General features: G+C 48.9%; 17 protein-coding genes. 3 read left to right on the top strand and 14 right to left on the bottom strand.

Features of this window, described 5'->3' with window-relative positions; translation table 11 throughout:
* Positions 1-379 precede the first annotated feature (379 nt).
* Complete coding sequence (locus D3P07_RS13135) at positions 380-1,039, top strand: polysaccharide deacetylase family protein (RefSeq protein ID WP_119800651.1); 660 nt, start codon at positions 380-382, stop codon at positions 1,037-1,039.
* A gap of 3 nt (positions 1,040-1,042) precedes the next feature.
* On the opposite strand, the gene D3P07_RS13130 is transcribed toward D3P07_RS13135, so the two are convergent.
* The 4 genes from D3P07_RS13130 to D3P07_RS13115 all read right to left on the bottom strand — a co-directional run bounded on the left by D3P07_RS13130 (position 1,043) and on the right by D3P07_RS13115 (position 4,645).
* Positions 1,043-1,687, bottom strand: coding sequence for a 3D domain-containing protein (locus D3P07_RS13130; protein WP_119800650.1), 645 nt, complete (start codon positions 1,685-1,687; stop codon positions 1,043-1,045).
* Positions 1,688-1,772: 85 nt separating this feature from the next.
* Positions 1,773-2,579 (bottom strand): CAP domain-containing protein, encoded by an 807-nt coding sequence (locus D3P07_RS13125; RefSeq protein ID WP_119800649.1) that lies wholly within the window; start codon positions 2,577-2,579, stop codon positions 1,773-1,775.
* Between the two features lie 246 nt (positions 2,580-2,825).
* Positions 2,826-3,851: a Gfo/Idh/MocA family protein gene (locus D3P07_RS13120; RefSeq protein WP_119800648.1), complete on the bottom strand. Its 1,026-nt coding sequence runs from the start codon at positions 3,849-3,851 to the stop codon at positions 2,826-2,828.
* 17 nt (positions 3,852-3,868) lie between these two features.
* Positions 3,869-4,645: a sugar phosphate isomerase/epimerase family protein gene (locus D3P07_RS13115; RefSeq protein WP_119800647.1), complete on the bottom strand. Its 777-nt coding sequence runs from the start codon at positions 4,643-4,645 to the stop codon at positions 3,869-3,871.
* A gap of 381 nt (positions 4,646-5,026) precedes the next feature.
* On the opposite strand from D3P07_RS13115, the gene D3P07_RS13110 reads away from it, so the two are divergent.
* The gene (locus D3P07_RS13110) at positions 5,027-5,254 is read left to right on the top strand and encodes a 3-dehydroquinate dehydratase (protein ID WP_119800646.1); all 228 of its coding nucleotides are present in this window, start codon (positions 5,027-5,029) and stop codon (positions 5,252-5,254) included.
* Between the two features lie 67 nt (positions 5,255-5,321).
* Here D3P07_RS13110 and D3P07_RS13105 read toward each other — a convergent pair whose 3' ends face one another.
* The 9 genes from D3P07_RS13105 to D3P07_RS13065 form a co-directional block, all read right to left on the bottom strand.
* A complete protein-coding gene (locus tag D3P07_RS13105) occupies positions 5,322-6,593 on the bottom strand; it encodes an MFS transporter (RefSeq protein ID WP_259391479.1) in 1,272 nt (423 codons plus the stop codon).
* A 134-nt stretch (positions 6,594-6,727) separates the two neighbouring features.
* Complete coding sequence (locus D3P07_RS13100) at positions 6,728-7,297, bottom strand: TetR/AcrR family transcriptional regulator (protein WP_119800645.1); 570 nt, start codon at positions 7,295-7,297, stop codon at positions 6,728-6,730.
* A complete protein-coding gene (locus D3P07_RS13095; protein WP_119800644.1) occupies positions 7,287-8,021 on the bottom strand; it encodes an MBL fold metallo-hydrolase in 735 nt (244 codons plus the stop codon). Before D3P07_RS13095 ends, D3P07_RS13100 begins: the two co-directional genes overlap by 11 nt.
* A 131-nt stretch (positions 8,022-8,152) precedes the next feature.
* Positions 8,153-8,926: a YheC/YheD family protein gene (locus D3P07_RS13090; protein WP_119800643.1), complete on the bottom strand. Its 774-nt coding sequence runs from the start codon at positions 8,924-8,926 to the stop codon at positions 8,153-8,155.
* Positions 8,927-9,037: 111 nt separating this feature from the next.
* A complete protein-coding gene (hflC, locus tag D3P07_RS13085) occupies positions 9,038-9,904 on the bottom strand; it encodes a protease modulator HflC (protein WP_119800642.1) in 867 nt (288 codons plus the stop codon).
* Positions 9,901-10,956, bottom strand: a complete 1,056-nt coding sequence (hflK, locus tag D3P07_RS13080; RefSeq protein ID WP_119800824.1) for an FtsH protease activity modulator HflK — start codon at positions 10,954-10,956, stop codon at positions 9,901-9,903. Before hflK ends, hflC begins: the two co-directional genes overlap by 4 nt.
* A 222-nt stretch (positions 10,957-11,178) precedes the next feature.
* On the bottom strand, positions 11,179-12,108 hold the full coding sequence (locus D3P07_RS13075) for an SPFH domain-containing protein (RefSeq protein WP_119800641.1): 930 nt from the start codon (positions 12,106-12,108) through the stop codon (positions 11,179-11,181).
* Between the two features lie 4 nt (positions 12,109-12,112).
* The gene (locus D3P07_RS13070; protein WP_119800640.1) at positions 12,113-12,541 is read right to left on the bottom strand and encodes an NfeD family protein; all 429 of its coding nucleotides are present in this window, start codon (positions 12,539-12,541) and stop codon (positions 12,113-12,115) included.
* A 113-nt stretch (positions 12,542-12,654) separates the two neighbouring features.
* Entirely contained in the window at positions 12,655-13,479 is an 825-nt protein-coding gene (locus D3P07_RS13065; protein WP_119800639.1) for a MerR family transcriptional regulator, read from the bottom strand.
* 275 nt (positions 13,480-13,754) lie between these two features.
* Here D3P07_RS13065 and D3P07_RS27040 point away from each other — a divergent pair, with 275 nt between their 5' ends.
* A complete protein-coding gene (locus D3P07_RS27040; RefSeq protein ID WP_182914302.1) occupies positions 13,755-13,922 on the top strand; it encodes a hypothetical protein in 168 nt (55 codons plus the stop codon).
* Between the two features lie 359 nt (positions 13,923-14,281).
* On the opposite strand, the gene D3P07_RS13060 is transcribed toward D3P07_RS27040, so the two are convergent.
* Complete coding sequence (locus D3P07_RS13060) at positions 14,282-20,584, bottom strand: InlB B-repeat-containing protein (protein WP_119800638.1); 6,303 nt, start codon at positions 20,582-20,584, stop codon at positions 14,282-14,284.
* Positions 20,585-20,682 lie beyond the last annotated feature (98 nt).

The raw sequence follows: 20,682 nt of genomic DNA, 5'->3' as shown, positions 1-20,682 counted from the left end.
TTATTCTGTGCATGATCCTAATCCTTGCCGGAAAGGTTATATGTACAGCAACACATGAAGCAAACTAAGCCAGAAGAACGGGGAAGCGGGTATGCCAACACTACAAATCCTTTTGCGAGTCATAATCTCAGTAACCCTAGCCACAGGCATCTTGGCGGGAGCTGGACCGTCCGCTTCTGCCTCATCCGTAAGCGAAGCTGCAACATGGCTATTAGAACCGGCTAAGCAACAACTTACCAATAATAAGACGAAACAAAAGCAGTCTGCCGTACGTCAAAATAAAAAGAACACCAATCCAAAACAAAATCGAAAAAAACCCAAAAAAACAACCCGCTCTGGGAAACGAAATATTAAGCAGGGAAATAAACGCAGGGAGGACATGTCCTGGGTTCATATGCAACAAAAATACCCCGGCACCTTCGTCATGAGCGGATCCCGGGATATGCGCAGTGTATCTCTAACATTTGATGACGCACCTGATCCGCGTGTGACGCCTGACATCCTGGATACATTAAGCCGATATCATATTCGCGCTACTTTCTTTATCGTGGGGGACCGGGCAGCCAAGCATCCGGAGCTTGTGAAACGAATCATGAGAGAAGGACATGTGATCGGCAATCATTCGTATAACCACGCTGTATTGTCCAAGCTAGCGCCAGCTCAATTTCAACAGCAAATTTGGAAAACCGATGGTATCATAAAGCGGATTGTCGGGGTTTCACCAAGGCTGGTAAGACCGCCATACGGAGAGATGAAGCCTCACCAGATTGCATGGGGCAAACAAAACGGATTCACGGTTGTGAACTGGGATGTCGATTCCGAGGATTGGAGGAATAATCCGAGCAGCGCACGCGTCCTCGCGAATATTAAGAAGACGCTTCAGCCAGGTTCGATCATCCTCCAGCATGCCGGAGGCGGTGATAAGCAGGATCTATCGGGAACGATTCATGCACTTCCCTTATTGATCGAAATGCTGCAAGGCAAAGGCTACGATATCGTAACCTTGCCGGAGCTGCTCGGAAGAAAAGCATATCGGTAGGCGTTACTTCAGGATATAAGCTTCAATATTCTGAATGCCGAATTTCATGGCTTGTTGTGTGGAACCCGGTACGAAGATGTCGATTCGGTTGCCCTTGATCGAACCGCCCATATCGGTTGCAGTTGCGATAATGCCTACACTTGGCAATCCATCATAGGTGTAGCCAGTGATGTATAATTTCGTACCCAATGGAATCATCTTTGGATCGACCGCAATCGTACCGACTTTCAGCTTGTTGCCGAAGTAATCGACACCGCCCCACTTGCCGTTTTCAGATGCCGCTGCCGTATAAGCAGTAGCAGTAAGAGACATCTGATCGGTATAAGTGTAGTCGTAACCGCCCGGTCCTTGTACATGACCGCCACTCGCAAGCGGAATGGCCGTTGTTGAATCTGCCATCGCTTTCATGGTTTCAGATGATTGTCCTTGTCCTGGTATGGAGAGCTTCATGCCAATTTGCAAATTCATCGGGTCGACGGACGCATTGGCGTTCATCAGGGTTTGAAGAGGGACCTTATACTGTTGAGACAGGGTCCAGAATGTATCCTTGTTTGTTACCGTATGTGTGCCTGCCGATGCGTGTGCTGTACCGGCGGATAATGTAATCGATAATGCAATTGCGGCGCTTGCCAGAAAAGCTTTCTTCAAAACGTAGTACCTCCAACATGATTTTAGTTCGGATTCGGAGCGCCGAACGATTGTCCGAACGCTCCGAAACCCGCGTTATTGTTCATTAGCCGATAAACATTTGAACCCACTTGCCGTTGACATAACCTACGCCGATTTTCGTGAAGCTTTTGTTTACGATATTGGCGCGGTGACCAGGGCTGTTCATCCAATCATTCATAACCTGTGCTGCGGTGCGTTGTCCGGAAGCGATGTTCTCACCGGCGGACATATACTTCACACCGTAGGAGCGCATCATATCGAATGGCGATCCGTAAGTTGGGGATGTATGGCTAAAGTAGTTGTTCACATCCATATCCCGTGCCTTCTCTGTCGCTACTTTATTAAGCAGAGCATCTGTCTGAAGAGCCGGAAGGCCCAGCTTAGCACGCTCTTGATTCACGAGTGCTACAACTTGCGATTGCAAAGTTCCTGTCTCAGGAGCCGGTGTTTGTGTTGGTGCCGGAGTTGGTGTCGGCTTCGCCGTCGGTGTTGGCGTTGGCTTCGTTGTCGGTGTCGGCTTCGCCGTTGGTGTTGGCTTCGTTGTCGGTGTTGGCTTTGTCGTCGTTGTTGGTGTCGGCTTTACCGTCGGCGTCGGCGTTGGCTTCACGGACGGTGTCGGTGCTGGCGCATTACCGCCGAAGGATGGCCACTTGATGACGATGCCGTTAAATTTGATGTTTAGCTTGTCCAAATTAATGCCGTATTTTTGAGCAATTGTATTTAAGGTTTCATAGTTGATGTAGTGCGTTTGGACATTCAAATCGATCGGTGTTGCATTAGCGGCATCTGCTTTCGGAGCTGCCCATCCTGTTCCGATCATCGTTGCCGCTAGAATGCTAGCTACGCCTATGCGTATTGGCTGCATTTTCATTCTCTCATTCCTCCCAAATTGCTAGAATTTATCGAATCGGCCCTCGATGTCACTTATCTTAGCATGGGGGTATAGCCCTTTCATGGCGCAAAAATTACCAATACCGCAGAAATAAGGGGGAACCTCCTGTCATTACTGCATTATTAGAATCTACTCATTAGCTTCTATACACAAAAAACAGCCTCCAAACCTATGACATGCATAGGATTGGAGGCTGTTTTTGCAGCCTGTAACCGGCCTGGAAAATTACCCGTTTACCGAAATGAACTTGCCCGTTTCTTGAGATTCGAAAGCGCACAGAATAACCTTAAGCGACGCTCTGCCTTCTTCGCCGGATACCGCCGGAGTTGTGCCGTTCACGATGCTCTCCAGGAAAGCATCGACTACGCCGCTGGACTCCTGCTTATCATTCGTTGAGATTGCGCCTACTTTATGCTTTTCAACCGTACCGTTGCGCAATTCTACAATAACTTGATCATCCGGATGCGTGCCGATCTTCATAACGCCATTCTCGCACCATAGAATCGTGCTGTTGTCCTCGCCTCTATAGTATGTCCAGCTTGCAACCAATGTGCCGATTGCTCCGCCTTGCATACGAAGAATACAGGAAGCATTGTCATCGACTTGCGTTCCTTCCTTATGAAGCGTGCCTACGAACGCTCCGATTTCCGCCACCTCATCATTCAGCATCCAGCGGATCAGGTCGGACTTATGAACGCCGAGGTCGCCCATTGCGCCCATTAGCGCTTCATCCTTGCGGAAGAACCAGCTGTTCGCGCCGTCCACACTCCAGCCGTCCGGTCCCGGGTGGCCGAAGGAAGTACGGAACGTCAATACTTTGCCAAGTACGCCGGATTCAAGAATTTGCTTTGCTTTCACATGTGGAGGCATAAAGCGCTGGTTGTGGCCTACCATCAATTGTACGCCCTTATCCTTAGCCGCTTGAATCATTGCTTCCGCTTCAGCATCCGTAACCGCCATCGGCTTCTCGACCAGCACATGCGCGCCAGCTTTGGCTGCAGCGATGCTCATAGGCGCATGAAGCGCATTCGGCGTACAGACGCTCACAGCGTCAGGTTTTACTTCCGCCAGCATCGTCTCATAATCGGAATAAGCCTTTGCGCCGTACTTATCTGCAAATTGCTGCGCGCGCTCAATAACCGGATCGACAAAAGCGACCAGCTCTGCATTCGGATTCGCAGCATACTCCGGAATATGACGGTGTTTCGAGATCGATCCGCAACCAATTACAGCAATTCTTACTTTAGACATTTCGAATTCCCCTGCCTTTATTCAAATTTGGATAAATAGTTTTCTTTCAACCACGCCATGCTCGTAGCAACCGATTCGAGCGGCGGATTCGCACATACGTCTTGCTCGACGATGATCCATTCCACAGAGGACTCAGAAGCAGCAGCAATAACGGCGTCCAGCGGCAAATCGCCTCTGCCAAGCTCAACCGTATCGATCTGCTGGCCTTTTTCCCCGCCGCGGAAATCCTTCAAGTGAAGCAGCGGCAATCTGCCTGCGTACTTCTTCACGTAGCTGACCGGATCAATACCCGAATATTGTACCCAGCCAATGTCCATCTCAACTTGCAAATAATCCGGGGAGATTCGCTCATACAAAGCGTCGAATACGACCTGACCATCCAGCTCAACCTCGAATTCGAACTCATGATTATGATATGCGAACGCTATGCCCTCCTCGCGGAAGCGCTTGCCGTATTGCTCGAACTTCACCAGATGGCCGCGCCAAGCTTCCGCATCGCGTGCCTCATGAGGCAGCCATGGACAGATCGCGTATTTCGCCCCGATCGTTTTCAGGTAAGCGATTTCATTCTCCAGATTGCCTTCCAGCAGGTGCAAACCGATATGGCTTCCGATTGCTTTCAATCCAAGCTCTTGCAACAGATCGCGCATACGCTCCGCTTCAATACCGCCGTAGCCTGCGAATTCAACACCTTCATAGCCTAATGCCGCCACCTTGCGCAGGGTGCCTTCGAAATCAACAGCCGTAACGTCCCGCAGGGTATACATCTGTAAGCCAATGCCCATCCGTGTCATAGAAGCCGCACTCCTTTTTCGTTATATTCTGCTTACTTCATGTTGTGTCGTATTTTGCCTTACGAGTCCATTATATCGATCCTCCTTGCCGGAAAACAGTTGTCTTATTAGTTTCTTTTTATGCAATTTTGCCCTGATGCCTCGATGCTTACTAAGTCTGCTGCGGCTGTTCCTTTTTGCGGAATCATGAAAAACCGCTTGCAATCCAATCGCTTTGCAGTATACTAATTACAGCTTAAAACGAGGGATCGGCCCCGGAATCGCGCACAGACTCTGGAAAAGTGACGATTTTGTAACCTTTTGCTCACTGTTTTTTAAGACTTATTTAATATTTATCCGTTAGACTAGAAAAAAATCCTTCGTAGGGTGGAGGTCATACCCATGAAAACCATGCTGATGTTCCAAAATAAAACGATACCTGTATACTTGACAGATACAAACAAACAAGCGCTGGACAAGCTGTCCACCATATTGAACCGTAAGCTGACAACCGGGAAAAATGCCTTGAAGAAATGTATCACTTCTCTTATAAGCGTCGAAATCGTAGGCAGCGAAGCTACGCTACATTCGTACTACGAACGGGACACGCTGACAATATCGTTATATTAAGCGGACGACCAAACAAGAGAGGACATCCTTATTGCGATATGCAATGAGAATGTCCTCTTTTTTGTCATTAGTGAACCTGCAAGACCTTTTGGTTGCGGTTGCCGAACACGAACAGCGCCGTGCCGATCCATCCGCAGATGGAAGCTGCGATAAGGAGCGTACTGAGCGACAGGCTCGATGTCAGCGAAGAGCTCAGCAGCGGCCCCGCCGTTCCCCGTACACCGAACAGCATCAGATGAATGCCGAATACCATAGCCTCGCGGCCCGGCACCAGCCGGAATACAAAAGCCAGAATGCCGATATCCCATATCGCTTCGCCAATACCTTGAATCGCATTGCCTGCAATAACAGCGCTATAGGTTCCCCATACGCCGTACAGCATCGGTACGACGGCATAGGCTCCGATCCCGATCATAAGCGTGTATTGGATAGGGAATCGGTCAATCATCAGCCCCGCAATCCAGAACGTGAGAAGCAAGGCCGTAAAGTAAGCGACACGCGCATATCCGATCTGCACATTGGACAACTCAAGCACGTCGACCTGAGTAATCTGGTAGAGCGGGCTGGCCAGCATATTGCCGAAGCCCGCGAATGTCGTAGCCGCCAGAAATACAGCAAGCGTTCGATTCGATACGACAAGCTCCCATTGCTCCCGCATCGAAAACCTCTGTCGCCTCCGAACCGGTTCTTCATCAGCCTTCATTGCCGGATGGGAGCTGCGCTCAACCTTCTTGGACAGCTTGAGCGTGTTGAAAAACCCAATGGACAACACCCCTGCAATGGACGCTGCTATAAGCGGTCCGGATGGACCGAATGCATCCGACCATCCGCCGACCATATAGGCAAGCGGAATCATGAGAATGCCCATAGCAACCCGGACATAGCCCATCAGCCGTCCGCGAATGTCCGTGGGATACATTCGGGATACTAGCGCGGCATACGCCGGCGATTGAATGCCCATCATCAATTGGAAGAGCAGTGCGGTTACGACATAAACCGAAGGATAAGCGAAAAACGCGGGAAGCAGCAAGAGCAGCCTGCCGATTGCATTTGGAATAATGACGAACGGCTTTGGATTGCGGGCTTTTTCAATCCAATTCGCCCAAATAGGTGAAAAGATTAGACCGACAGCAGGCGCTGCCGTCAGTAATCCAACCTGAAGGTTGCTAGCTCCTTGTTGGATCGCGAATGCGACATAGAATTGATTCATGACAACATTGAATAGACCGAACAGACAGGAGGCCCCAAGGTCAACACGGGCATTGCGCCAAACCCGGGCTGTCATCGGCATGCCGAGCTTTACGACGTGAGAGCTTGCTTTGGACATACGTCCCTTCATGTAATCGATACCTTCTTCATCTTCGATGTTGTGAACGGACGGAGGACCCTTCGCACAGGGCAAAGGATCCTCACTCATCACGTCATTTGATTGGATATTACTACAGCAATTCGAAAATGTACAGTGAAAGTTAATTACAGGCTCGACTGTTCCAGTCCTGCCAAAAATCGTCCCAGCGCGAAGCGGAAGCTCTCGTTCACTTCAACAGGCATGCCAAATCCCCCCTCCGCTTCAATAGAGGCGAAGCCATGGAGCAGGCTTCGTAATCCCCGCACGGCATGAATGCCTTCCTGCTGCGACAGCTCATACGGCTTTAATGCCGTCAACAGCCGCTCCACAAGCTCACTGCCAAGCTTCACATGCTCCTGATGCTCATGGGAAGGAGAACGAAGCGTTAACGAATAGAGGCCGGGGTGATTTCTGGCAAATGATAAGTAAGCATTCGCAATATCCATCACCGCCTCCTTTCCTTGCCGCTGTCCCGAAGCTTCCCGAAGAGCTTCATTCAATTGCCCTAAACCATGAAGAACCAGATGGGAGCGAAGCGCTGGCAAACCATTGACATGATTGTATAGCGAAGGAGACCTGACTCCAAGCTTCTGCGCAACGGAGGCCAGCGTTACTGCTTCTACACCGTCCGTATCAGCCAGCTGCGCCGCCGTCAGCACGATTTGCGTCAAATCCAATCCAGCTCTAGGTGACATGCTTTATTACTCCTTTCTTAAAGAGGCGTTGCTCGCATTCGGCAATCGCCTTCCTCATGGCTTGCTCAGGCTTAGCGATCATATTGCCATGTCCCACTGCCAACCAGGCAGGGTGCGTATCGGCGAGCTTGCGTGCGCTCTCAAGGCTGGCTAGCGGACTCCAGGTCGCAAGCGCCGGGAACGGGAAGCTTAGCTTCATATGTCCGGCTACCGCCAGTCCGCCCCGTGCCGCGAAGGCATCGCCTGCGATCAGCACCCCCGTCCGCTCATCATAGAAGGACATGGAGCCTGGCGTATGACCGGGAGTCGACAATGCAAGAAGCGAGCCGATGCGATCGCCGTCCTGAAGCCGTACATCCGGCAATGTCTCAATTTTCTTAGGAACATCTCCCCGGATCGGCAGCTGTTCTTCCCCGTCTAATAGAGTTGAGTCGCCGCGAAGGAGTCTCGCGTCTCTGTCCGAAATATAGACTCTCACATCAGGCAGCTGTTTCTTCAAGGCATCCAGCGAGCCAACATGATCGCCATGCGCATGGGTCAAGACAATCCGGGTAATTGGCTTGCCCATTTCTTCAGCCGCCTTCCGAATAGCAGGCGCATTGGCAGGGAGTGCGGCATCGACTAGCGTTAAGCTGTCTTCCTCCTCCACAAGATAACAATTGACCGGAAACAAATTAGGCAAATAAGTGAGTTGAACAACCGTTTGTTGACGAATTTTTCTCATTAGGTTCACGTCCTTTTCCCTAAAACTAATGTCGTTAGTTTTAATATAAACTAATTCCATTAGTTTTTCAAGCCCAATAATCATATGAATAGAAAAAAGATCAGGATGCCCTCCCGATCTTTGATCCTTCCCTATTTGGCAGTCCGTCTACCATAATAAGACGCGTACCGTTTCATTTTCTGATAGGCCACAGGGTCAATATTTTTCAGCGGATGGAACTGAGGATGATTGGAATTCACTTCAAGCACCCATAGACTGCCTGACGAATCGCGGGCAAAATCAATGCCCATCTCGTTCATTCCCGTTCTCCTGCCGCTGAGCGATCTTGCAATCCGCAAAGATGCGGACGACAGCGTCCGCTCTCTGCGGCTTGCCTCATCCCCCGACAGGCCTTGCTTCCGGTGCAGCTTGCCCAGCGTATAAATCGTGCCGCCTTGATAGTAGTTCGTAACGATTTTTTTGGCGGCCCCCACCTTCACCATATACCCTGTGCAGACCCAATTGCCTCCCGGTCTCCGCTGAACCATGGCTCTTATATCATAGGGACGACCGTTCACGCGATCCAGCTTGATGCCTTGCTGAATAATAAGCTTCCCTTTCATACCGGATAACTTCTGGTACAATCCTGAGAAGCTGTCATAACGTGTGCTCCATTGCCGCTTGCCATCCACCGCTTTCAATTCATATCCTTTTCCTTTTCGCTTCACTTTGCACACGCCGATACCTAATGATCCAATATCCGGCTTTACATATATGGATGAATAGGCATCTGTCATCATTTGCAAGTTGGAACGACTGAAGGACACCGTCCTAGGCACGTATTGGCGCAGTTCAGCATCCTTCAGCAAGTAATTGCAGACGCGCAGCTTCCCTCTAATATTACGGCTTGCGTAGTTTTTGGCCAATCGATTCACCTCTATACAATCTATGAAGGAAATCTATGACACTCGTGTACGCATGACCAGGGACAACCGCATATTTTCGAGAGATTGCTAGCGCCTGCAGAAATGATTCGATTATTTTCCTAACAAAATTTTCGCATAAGGCGAATCGATCGGCAACATAATGACTGGATTATCCTTCAATGTCACGACATAGCTTTCCAATGTTCGGTACAGATTGTAGAATTCAGCGTCCTTGCCGTAAGCACTATTATAGATTTGAGCCGCTTCCTGCTCGCCTTCGGCAATGATCTTCTTCGCGTCAGCTTCCGCTTGGGCCATCAGCTCCATAGCGGTCCGATCTGCTTTGGACGTAATTTTCCGGGATTCCTCGTCGCCCTCGGACAGATAACGTGCTGCAATGGACTGGCGGTCGGAGATCATACGGTTGTACACGCTCTGCTTATTGCTATCCGGCAGGTCAGTACGTTTGATACGAACGTCCACGATCTCGATACCGTAATCATCCCGCTCCAATGCATGCGAAACATCGTTCGTAATCTCGTCATTAATATTGCCCCTAGCCGAGTTCTCACTAATGATCACATCATAATCGACTTCAGACAGCTTTCTTCTGACGGAGTTGTAAACCGCCTCGTCGATCCGCTGCGAGCCCCCGCTTACCGAAAAGAGCTTGCGGTAGAACTTCTCTGGATTGGAAATGCGCCAAATCGTATAGTTATCCACTAAGATCGGCTTCTTGTCTTTCGTCATAATCTGACCCGGATTGCTCTCCAGCGTCATTTGATACTTCGGCAATGTCGTCGTGCTTTCGATAAACGGAATTTTGACATTAAGCCCAGGCTCCATAACCGTTCTCTTCGCCTCTCCGAAGCGAAGCACCACCTTGTACTCGCCTTCCTTCACGACAAAGAGAGAACCTGCGACGAGCATAAGCACGACGACGGCACCGATGATTCCTATCCAATACTTTGGCTTCATTGTCCGTCACCTCCTTGCGATTGCTGATTGCTGCCAGTGTTGTTATTGTTGCTGTTTGTGGAGGAAGCTCCGCTTCCTTTCAGAAGCTCGTTAAGCGGCAAATAATTGACAGTGTCGCTGCCGGAATTCGTAATAAAGATTTGAGCATTCGGCAGGATTTTCTCCAATGTCTCCAAAATAAGCCTGCTCTCGGTTACACCAGGGTTCTTCGCATACTCAGCATAGATTGCATTGAACTTCGCCACATCGCCCTGCGCATTCAGGACACGGGATTTCTTCTCTGCTTCCGCCTTCTCGATCAGCGCTTGCGCTTCGCCGCGCGCTTTCGGGATGCGGTCATTTTCATACTTGGCTGCATTATTAATCTTCGTATTTTTTTCTTCACGGGCATTCGTAACGGCACGGAACGCGTCCTCTACTTCTCCGCCCGGCGGTTCGATATCCTGGAATTTCAAGTCGATAATTTGAATGCCTGTCTCATATTTGTTCTGCAGCTCGATCAAACGCTCGCGGACTTGGTCCTGGATGGCTGTCTTGCCGTCCGTAATCGCGTAATCCAGCTTCTGCGATCCAATGACAGAACGGATCGACGCGCTGGTCGCGTTCCGCAGGAACTGCTCCGGGTTACTGATATTATGCAAATAATTGCGGATATTGCTAATTTTCCATGTCACGACCGCATCAGCCGATACGATGTTTTCGTCCCCCGTAATCATCATGGACTCTTCATCCACCGGCGTTACGGAGTTACCGTTTTCGCGGTAGCCAATCGTAATATGCTGAGTCAGCTCGGCAGGAACAATTCTAACCTCTTGAATGGGCGAAGGCCATTTGAAATGCAGGCCGGAAGACGTCTCGCGATCGTACTTGCCGAATGTCAGAATCGCCGCACGCTCCTGCTCCTGTACCGTGTAGAAGGATGTCGAGCCCAGATAGAACAGCACGACGGCTGCTACGATGCCGATCACCATCTTCTTGACGGTTCCCGGCTTAAGCTCAGGCGGCTTACGATTTGGATTCGGAGCCGGCTGGGCATTCGGGTCCTGGTTCATAAAGTTCAAAACACTCTCTCCTTTCGATATGTGTTGCTCATACAAAGGTATACGTTTATTTCCGCCTTTGGTCACACTTTTTTAAGGTTGTTTTAAGGTCTATGATCGAATGGAGGCAGCATAATGCAGAATGATCCCGATTTTTGTCACATGGCCCGTCAGCGAAAACAGCTTCCCTCCAAGGCTAGCAGTCTTGGAGAGAAGCTGTTCATACTGCCGTTCTTACTTCTTGCTTTCCTTCAGCATTTCGCCGATCGCTCCAATGCTGCCAAGCGTCTCCACGGCACGCGTCGGGATGAACACTTTGTTGGCCGCCCCGTTAGCAATATCAGAGAGCGCCTCCAGGGAGCGGTACGTAAGCACCTGCTCATCCAATCCAGCAGCGCGAAGCAGCTCGATCCGATTTTTCTCCGCCTCGGCGATAGATTGAATCGCCTTCGCTTCGCCGAGCGCCTCCAGCTCCTGGGCTTGTCGTTGCCCTTCGGCTTGACGGATACGGGCTTCCTTCTCGCCTTCCGCCTTTAGAATTTTACTCTGCTTGTCGCCTTCCGCACGAAGAATCATATCCTGCTTCGCAGCTTCCGCTTCCAGAACCAAGGCGCGCTTGCTGCGCTCCGCCTTCATCTGCTTATCCATTGCATCCTGGATATCACTTGGCGGCTGAATATCAATAACCTCAACGCGTTCAATCCGGACGCCCCACTTCTCGGTTGCTTCGTCGAGCGCGATCCGAATATCCGAAGAAATTTTCTCCCGGCCTGACAGCGTCTCGTCCAGCTCCATCTTGCCGATGATCTGTCTCATCGTGGCGGTACTAATGTTCCGCACACCGTATACATAATCAGAAATGCCATATGTAGCTTGTTCAGGTCCCGTCACCTGATAGAAGATAATTGTATCGATTTTGACCTGGACGTTATCCTTCGTAATAACCGTTTGCGGCGGTACGTTCGCTTGCTGAATCCGCAAATCATGATAGGTACGAACATGGTCGATAATAGGAATCAGAATATTGATGCCCGGCGTCAGCAGCTTGCTGAATTTGCCCAATCGTTCAACGACTCCGACTCTCTGCTGCGGAATAATCTTCACCGACATTGCGATGAAAACGACTGCGATCACAACAATAACAATGGTTACCGTCCATCCCATAGCTTTAGCCTCCCCATTTGTTTACTTGCAAAAAGGCGCTTCCACGGCTGATTACGATAATCGCCTCGCCTTTTTTAATAGATTCGCTAGACTTGGCGCTCCATGTCTCGCTGCCGATCTTCACAATGCCCGGCGTATCCGGATCGATAGCTTCCAGCACGGTCCCTTGCATCCCGACCAATTCATCAACGGCATCCCGAAAGCCCCTCCCGACTTGGAATCGGCGGGTGAGCGGCTTAGTGAATATGGTAAGCAGCAATGCGACGACGCATCCGACGACGACTTCAAGCAGCCATGCATCCGGATAAATCACATCGACAATGGCAGCTGCCAAAGCTCCGATGCCCAGCCATAAGAGATAAAAGGTCAGCGTAAGCATTTCAACTACAATAAGCACTCCCGCTACGATGAGCCAAATTAACCATAAGTCCATCTTATCCCTCCCCTTCAAATAAGTGTATTCGGCATGATAGAGGCTAAGACCTGCTGAATTGCCCGGGAAATGTCGAAAAAAATAGAAATAAAAAAACTCTCCAGAGGAGAGTGTCAGCCATTCTTCTGTGCGTATAGGAACTCGGTTACCGCCTCGCTCTTGAACAGGAGGAAGCTGCTTATGCCGCTATAGGCTATCACAAATAATGAATAGATGATAAAACCGATTAATCCCTCACTCACGCTCAACACTAGCAGCTGTATGCTTAAGAATACGGCCAGCGCCGCGCCGACAGCGAACAAATAACGCACCCATGTTACTCCGGCGATCAAGCAGATAGCTAGCACAATCTGAATGATGAGCGATAGGATATTAGAATTCAAGACAAATGAGAAAACCGCCATCACAATATTCAATATCGCGATCGTGTAGACAATCATCTTGCCTCTCTTGAATTGCTTCGCCTGTCGCTCGACGAACCGGCCGTATTCCTGCTCTCGTTCCGTCTTCGTTCCTTGCTCGAATTTCCCGAAGTTCGGATTAATGTCCCTCTGCGGCAGCGGCAGCTTCTCGGACATATCCTTCAGCTTGCTTGCTATGCTGGCCACATCCCGCAGTTCGCCCGGAGCAATACCGTTCAGCGCATCCACAATTGCCGCTTTGGCTTTTGCATCATTGGCCAGCTTTAACTTATAAGCAGCTAGCACCTCTTGAATACGCTCCGGCCGCTGCTGCATATCCTTGATTTCATCGATGGTAAAAAACAACTTCCGAAGTCCGGCGATCGTGTGCAGTTGCTCTACATCCTTCGCCGAATACTCGCGGTACTCCCGCCCGTTGCGGACCGAAACTTCCGGTGCCACGAGCCCCTCTTCCACATAATAGCGGATCGTCCGTTCCGTAAGGCCCGTTTGCTTGCATACTTCTTTCATCTTCATGGCGTTTCCACCCCTTTCACGAGCCAATGTACACTCTTACGTAACGGAAGTGTCAAGAAAAACATAGAAAAAAGGGCTTTAAACAGCCCAATTCATCATTTTGATGCCAAATTCCAAAATCATCCTACCATATAAATGAAGTTTTGGCGATCATATTCTATTCATAAGACAATGAGCTCTATGCACCGCGAGTAAGTGCTGGTGCGCCAATGCGGACACTGGCTCTATTTTTCAAGCCAAATCAATCCTTTCTGGTCCGAGCAAGAATGGAGAGGATGCTCCAAGAGCATCTGAGACTGGTGGCAGAAGAAGCAGCTACCCGTCTTGCTGGCGATTATGAGCAAAATATGGCACGGTACGATCAGATGCAGTCTCAAGCATTGGAGATGGCCGATATGATGACACTCGGCATTATCCGGCAATTCCTTTCAGCCTTTCATTAAAGAAAAGATGTTAAAAAGCCGTGGGGCACTGTCCCACGGCTTAAAAAATATGTTCTAGTTTCATAAAATATCCATATTTATGAAATATAGACGCCTGAAGTGGCATTCCCTCCCAGGAAAGGAGTGATGCCGAATGACGTATACAACTGTGGAAGTCATCATGCTTGGTACTTTTCTTCTTGCATTGCTCAGCTACTTGAAACGAAAATAACTCGCCATTGGTTGACGGCCTGACGAGTCATTTTCTTCCACAACATTCGGAGGACATGCCGCCTCATAATGTCTTGAACAGAGAGCGATGACCTCGCTCTCTAATTTCTATTCTAAGCAGCGGTTTATCATTTTAGAAGTGAAAATTTTTAAATCAAATCCGACTTTTGCAAAAGCTTATAAATAAGCACAGCTGCTTCCGCTCTTGTTGTGTAAGCCTGAGGATCCAGCAAGGAATCAGATTTCCCAGAAATGAGGCCGGCGTCGATAGTGAGTGCAAAACTAGATTTTGCCCAATCCGATATCAGGTTGGCATCCATAAAAGAATGTAATGCATTCTCAATATCCCCAGTTCCCATCTCCTGTTGCAAGCCGGTTAGCTCCATCGCTCTTGCCAGCATTGCAACGGCCTGTTCCCTCGTTACCTTGTCAGTCGGACGGAAGGTACCGTCTGCAAAACCTTCTATTATGCCATAATTATATGCTGCTTGAACTGCCGAGTTATACCAATCGTTTTCACTTACATCGGTAAAGCGCGACATTCCGCTTTCCATTCTGATACCCAGACCCCGCATAAGGATTGCAGCAAATTCCGCACGTGTAATATCCTGATCCGGCAAAAACATTCCCTTCCCATTTCCATTAATGATCATACGAGATCCTACATCATGCACCGTTTGCTGAGCCCAATGTTGTGACAGGTCTTGGAATTGAACCGTCTTTTTGACAACTGCATAAGTGCTGTTTGTCATACTGTTAATAACGGCATAATAGCTGCCATTCTGGAACACAACCTTAGTCGGCACATGACGCACTGTTCCGTCAGGTTCAATGACGACACCTGTTATTATTTGGTTCGGGTCTATGTCATCAGGCAAAACGATCGTTCTTTCCACATAAGCATTGAATTTAGAAACCTCAACACTTTTATCTTGGTAAGTAACTGTTACCTTAAACTCGAGCGGCTTGACAACCAATGAGAATTGCTCCAGCTCGGCAGCAGTACTTACGATTTGAACAATATCATCCTCAGGTGATGAAAGCTCGATATGAATCTTCATATCCTTAATCTCAACATTTTCTCCAAAATACTGTGTGATGACATTACTATTCATTTGCTGCACAGGCAGAGTGTAGGTAGCTTTTTCTGTCTGTATGACGATCACAGTGCCCAGTTGGTCCATGTAGCTGACCATTTCTCCATTAAATTCAACTGCGGCAATATCAGATGGCATCATCATCGGAATTGTAATTGTTGCGCCAATATCTTTTGCGGCAAGTACAGCTTCTAATTGCTCACGGTCAATTGTAATTAACATTTTGGTTTGATTGTTTATTGTAGTTGCCGTTGCAATTCCGATGCTTTCCGCAAGGCCATTCACAAGAAGCTCAATTTTTAAGTCCTCGAGCTCCAAATCTGGCGCAGCAGGCGTGCCGATACCTCCGCTATTGCCGCCTGTTTGCTTCGGGATCCATTTCGCATACAAGGTGATATCGACCGTCACTGGCAAGCTGAAGTCATAGTTTTTGGTCAGTTCCTTGTCTGTGTACCAGCCTGCAAATGTATAACCTGCTTTGGTCGGTGGTGCTGGCTCGGCTGCCATCTTGCCATCCTCCACACGCTCGCTTGCAACAGCACTGCCGCCATTGCTTTCAAAGGTAATTGTGTAGCTGTTCGGTATTGATGGTGTTGTTTCTGTCCATTTGGCATACAAGGTGATGTCGAACGTCACTGGTAAGCTGAAATCATAGAATTCAGTTAGTTCCTTATCAGTATACCAACCGGCAAATGTATAACCCGCTTTGGTCGGTGATGCAGGCTCGGCTGCCATCTTGCCATCATCCACACGCTCGCTTGCAACAGCACTGCCGTCATTGCTTTGATAGGTAATCGTGAAGCTGTTTGGTGTTGACGGTGTTGGTTCTGTCCATTTGGCATACAAGGTGATGTCGCCCGTCACTGGCAAGCTGAAGTTATAGCTTTCAGTTAGTTCCTTGTCAGTAAACCAACCGGCAAATGTATAACCCGCTTTAGTCGGTAATGCAGGCTCGGCTGCCATCTTGCCATCCTCCACACGCTCGCTCGCAACAGCACTGCCGCCATTGCTTTCATAGGTAATCGTGTAGCTGTTCGGTATTGATGGTGTTGTTTCTGTCCATTTGGCATACAACGTGATGTCACCCGTCACCAGCAAGCTGAAGTCATAGCCTACAGTTAGTTCCTTGTCAGTAAACCAACCGTCAAATGTATAACCCGCTTTGGTCGGTGATGCAGGCTCGGCTGCCATCTTGCCATCCTCCACACGCTCGCTTGCAACAGCACTACCACCATTGCTTTCATAAGTTACCGTGTAGCTGTCCGGTGTTGACGGTGTTGGTTCTGCCCATTTGGCATACAAGGTAATATCGCCCGTCACCGGCAAACTGGAGTTATAGCTTTCAGTTAGTTCCTTGTCAGTAAACCAACCTGCAAATGTATAACCCGCTTTGGTCGGTGGTGCAGGCTCGGCTGCCATCTTGCCATCCTCCACACGCTCGCTCGCAACAGCACTGCCGCCATTGCTTTCATAGGTAATCGTGTAGCTGATCGGTGTTGACGGTGTTGGTTCTGTCCATTTGGCATGCAAGGTCAGATCATCGGTTACCGGCAAGCTGAAGTCATAGCTTTCAGTCAGTTCCTTGTCAGTAAACCAACCGGCAAATGTATAACCCGCTTTGGTCGGCTCATCTGGTACAGCCGCAGCGTCGCCATACTTCAAGCTTTCACTGACAACCGTGCTGCCGCCATTGCTCTGATAGGCTACCGTGTAATTATTGATCAACCATGCGGCGTACAAGGTGATGTCACCCGTCACCGGCAAGCTGAAGTCATAGCTTTCAGTCAGTTCCTTGTCAGTAAACCAACCGGCAAATGTATAACCCGCTTTGGTCGGTGATGCAGGCTCCGCTGCTGACTTGCCATCATCCACACGCTCGCTCGCAACAGCACTGCCGCCATTGCTCTCATAGGCTACCGTGTAACTATTGACCAACCATGCGGCGTACAAGGTGATGTCGCCCGTCACCGGCAAGCTGAAGTCATAGCCTTCGGTCAGTTCCTTGTCAGTAAACCAACCGGCAAATGTATAACCCGCTTTGGTCGGCTGATCAGGTACAGCCGCAACGTCGCCATACTTCACGCTTTCGCTGACAACCGTGCTGCCGCCATTACTGTCATAACTCACTGTTAAGCTGTTGATTGTCCACTTCGCGTGCAAAGTATGATCTCGTGCTTCAGTAACAATGGTCAAGTCTGTAATGACTGGCCCCGTTGCCCCCGCATCAGCATACCAGCCTCCAAACGAGTATCCGAGTTTCGATGGTATTGGCAACCGTTCTTCCATGCTGCCATCGGCACCTTTGCCGTATTCGGAGCCATATCGTTTTATTTGAGTCGCCAATTCCACCGTTCCGGCGTCAAACGTAATCGTGTACAAATTGATGCTCCAGCTGGCGAATAGGGACAGATCACCGGTCACTGGCAAGTTGAAGTCATAGCTTTCAGTCAGTTCCTTGTCAGTATACCAGCCTTCAAATGTATAGCCTTTTTTTGTCGGCTGGTCCGGTATGGCTATTGAATCGCCATATTTCACAGTTTCGCTTGCAATTGCACTGCCGCCAGTGCTGTCATAGACCACCGTGTAGCTAATCATTGTCCATTTGGCGTACAAGGTCAGGTCACCGGTCACTGGCAAGCTGAAGTGATATTCATCAGTCAATGCTATGTCGGTATACCAACCGCTAAACGTAAAGCCCGTTTTGGTCGGAGGAGCAGGCACAGCTACCATCTTGCCATGTTCTGCGTACTCGCCCTCCATGACACTTCCTCCAGTGCTGTCAAAGCTCACAGGATAGCTTTTTATTGTCCATTTGGCGTACAAAGTCATATTGCCGATCACTGGCGTGTTAAAGCTATAGCTTTCAGTTAGTTCCTTGTCGGTATGCCACCCGGCAAATGTATAACCTTCTTTGATAGGGACGGCAGGCATTGCCGCAAGCCCGCCATATTCCACGCTTTCGCTTGCAACCATGCTGCCGCCATCACTGTCATAACTTATTGTATAGCTATTGATCGTCCACTTGGCATACAAGGTATGATCCCTGGTTTCATCAACGTAAGTATTATTGTAGATAACAGAACCTGTAGCATCGGCATTGGCATACCAGCCGTTAAACGTATGCCCAGGTTTCGTTGGCGTTGGCATCAACTCTTCTGAGTAGCCATTGGCCGCTCTGCCATACGTGGATCGATATCGTTTCGTTTGAGCAGCCGGATTAACCGTACCGCCTAAAGCATCAAAAGAAACGACGTACTCGTTATAATCAAAATAAGGTAATAACATATGATTCTGGTCTATGCTTACAGTAGTCTCGTCTGTTATTACAGTTTCTAATGAGCCACTTACAAACCACCATTTAAACGTTCGTCCTGGCGGATTCGTTAGTACAGGCAATGGTTCATCCGTATCTCCATCAGCCCCTTTTCCATACAGCGAGCCGTACTGTTTCGTTTGAGATATTGGAGAAGCTCCTCCTCCCGTATTAACAAACGTAATCTCATACTTATTGGCCTTCCATTTCGCATACAGAGTTACCTCTTCTGTAACAACCGAGCTGAAATCATAGCTTTCAGTCAGTACCTTGTCGGCATACCACCCTTCAAACGTATACCCCTTCTTTGCAGGAGGGACAGGACTTGTCGCTGAGGCGCCATGTTCCACCTTGCCCAACGCAACATCGCTTCCGCCATTACTCTCATATGTCACGATAAAATAAGGATTGCCTACTGTCACATCAACCGTTGTCGTTATGTCATTCGTATTCTTCATATTCTCAGGTAAGTTCACCAAGCTGCCGTTAAAACGATACGTACCCGGTACCCCCGCCTGAAATGGATTGTTTTCATCCGCATCGATCCATTCTACTGGAATATCCACTGTCATGTCTCGCGGTTGCAAAGAAGCCCGTACCGTCACCGGAAGACCAATCTCATCCTCCGATGCGCGATTATCTACTGGATAAGAAGCGGGATCGGCAACTCCACTAATCGTATAATGGGGTAAAACTTCTATCTCCACATCGAAAGTCTCGTCATAAATCTTTACGGAAATTACCGCTTCTCCTGCCGCTTTAGGAGTTACTTCCCCTGCTTCGCTCACATCGATAATTTGTTCCCCTTCAATTACGACAAATTCGGCGTCGCGAGTTACATCATATTCTTGATGCTGATGTTCAGCGATAACATGAACAGGTGTGATTCCATCACCAACAACAAGCTCATTGGAATCCATGCGAATAGTCGTTTTCTTATAGGGGTCCTGCCATCGCAGAAACGGATCATATCCATCATACTGATACCAGACGTTCGCAAAATCCCAATCTGAATATGTAATGCGCTGTTTCATTTCTCCGTCAGTAGCTGCAATGCCAATTCCATTGTTCGGAGGGGAAGCGGTGTATTTACTTTTATTCCAGTAGGAGCCAACAGTAACTTCCTCGTTCCACGTATACCCAATTAATCCACCCACATAACGTTTGCCCGATGCAGTGCCAACCGCGTATGAATCTTTAATCTCCCCTAAATATTGACTTCCTGTTAGACCGCCGACATATTCTTCACCCTTAACAATCACATCGGCGTATGAATAACTAACCTTGCCTGAGCTATCCCCAATCAAACCTCCTCCATCATTAGACAACACGGTTACTTTACCTTTGGCATACGATTCGGTAATCTCCCCAAGACTTTGTCCCGCTATACCACCGCCCGTAAAACTCGCATTAATTTCACCATTAAAGGAAGATCGACGAATGACTCCTCTATTAAATCCTGCCACGCCGCCGGTAACTCCGTAACCTTTCACTTTTCCCTTAACGTGTGAATCAACAATTAATCCGTTATTTAATCCAGCAATACCGCCAATCTGACGATATGAAAGATCTGAACGGTTCAGCCCGATGGCTACTTCCTCAAGCTTTACATTCTTAACGACTCCATAATTGTCAGCAAATAGCCCTTGATTCACCATATTGCGATTAATCGTCAAACCATTAATTACATACCCTTGCCCATCAAAGGTCCCGCCGAACATATTTTCCTTCCCGACAATCGGCACCCAGCCTTCACCTGAGCCAAAGCCCGATAAATCAATATTATTTATCAACTTAAAATGTACATCAAAGGTATTCACATTCCTGATGGCGTTCAGTTGCTCCGCCGTTGCAATCTGATAGGGGTTCTCGGCAGAACCATCCCCGCCTGCAAATAGAGTCGAGGTACTTTGGATTGCCGGCTGCCCGCTTATGGAAGCTTGGGCCATCTCTCCTCCCCAAAAAGGCATTCCTGTCCAGATGAGCAGCAACGCCAGCCCAACCTGCCATACTATTTTGCCTACTCGCTTTTGTTTACCCATTTCTCTAGTCTCCTTGGATAGGCTTTTTGTGCGCAATTATGCCGCATCTATCTATCGGGAATAGTCTATCACGACTAGATTTGGGGCAACCAGTAGAC

This window comes from Paenibacillus sp. 1011MAR3C5, from assembly GCF_003591485.1.
Taxonomy (GTDB): Bacteria; Bacillota; Bacilli; order Paenibacillales; family Paenibacillaceae; genus Pristimantibacillus.
This window is presented reverse-complemented; position numbering and strand designations above follow the sequence as displayed.

What these genes read in the sequence shown, in the direction of transcription:
- D3P07_RS13135 (WP_119800651.1), top strand. Translation starts at nt 380, where the DNA reads ATGTCCTGGGTTCATATGCAACAAAAATACCCCGGCACCTTCGTCATG.
- D3P07_RS13125 (WP_119800649.1), bottom strand. Translation starts at nt 2,579, where the DNA reads ATGAAAATGCAGCCAATACGCATAGGCGTAGCTAGCATTCTAGCGGCA.
- D3P07_RS13120 (WP_119800648.1), bottom strand. Translation starts at nt 3,851, where the DNA reads ATGTCTAAAGTAAGAATTGCTGTAATTGGTTGCGGATCGATCTCGAAA.
- D3P07_RS13115 (WP_119800647.1), bottom strand. Translation starts at nt 4,645, where the DNA reads ATGACACGGATGGGCATTGGCTTACAGATGTATACCCTGCGGGACGTT.
- D3P07_RS13110 (WP_119800646.1), top strand. Translation starts at nt 5,027, where the DNA reads ATGAAAACCATGCTGATGTTCCAAAATAAAACGATACCTGTATACTTG.
- D3P07_RS13105 (WP_259391479.1), bottom strand. Translation starts at nt 6,593, where the DNA reads ATGAAGGGACGTATGTCCAAAGCAAGCTCTCACGTCGTAAAGCTCGGC.
- D3P07_RS13100 (WP_119800645.1), bottom strand. Translation starts at nt 7,297, where the DNA reads ATGTCACCTAGAGCTGGATTGGATTTGACGCAAATCGTGCTGACGGCG.
- D3P07_RS13095 (WP_119800644.1), bottom strand. Translation starts at nt 8,021, where the DNA reads ATGAGAAAAATTCGTCAACAAACGGTTGTTCAACTCACTTATTTGCCT.
- hflC (WP_119800642.1), bottom strand. Translation starts at nt 9,904, where the DNA reads ATGAAGCCAAAGTATTGGATAGGAATCATCGGTGCCGTCGTCGTGCTT.
- hflK (WP_119800824.1), bottom strand. Translation starts at nt 10,956, where the DNA reads ATGAACCAGGACCCGAATGCCCAGCCGGCTCCGAATCCAAATCGTAAG.
- D3P07_RS13075 (WP_119800641.1), bottom strand. Translation starts at nt 12,108, where the DNA reads ATGGGATGGACGGTAACCATTGTTATTGTTGTGATCGCAGTCGTTTTC.
- D3P07_RS13070 (WP_119800640.1), bottom strand. Translation starts at nt 12,541, where the DNA reads ATGGACTTATGGTTAATTTGGCTCATCGTAGCGGGAGTGCTTATTGTA.
- D3P07_RS13065 (WP_119800639.1), bottom strand. Translation starts at nt 13,479, where the DNA reads ATGAAGATGAAAGAAGTATGCAAGCAAACGGGCCTTACGGAACGGACG.
- D3P07_RS27040 (WP_182914302.1), top strand. Translation starts at nt 13,755, where the DNA reads ATGCTCCAAGAGCATCTGAGACTGGTGGCAGAAGAAGCAGCTACCCGT.
- D3P07_RS13060 (WP_119800638.1), bottom strand. Translation starts at nt 20,584, where the DNA reads ATGGGTAAACAAAAGCGAGTAGGCAAAATAGTATGGCAGGTTGGGCTG.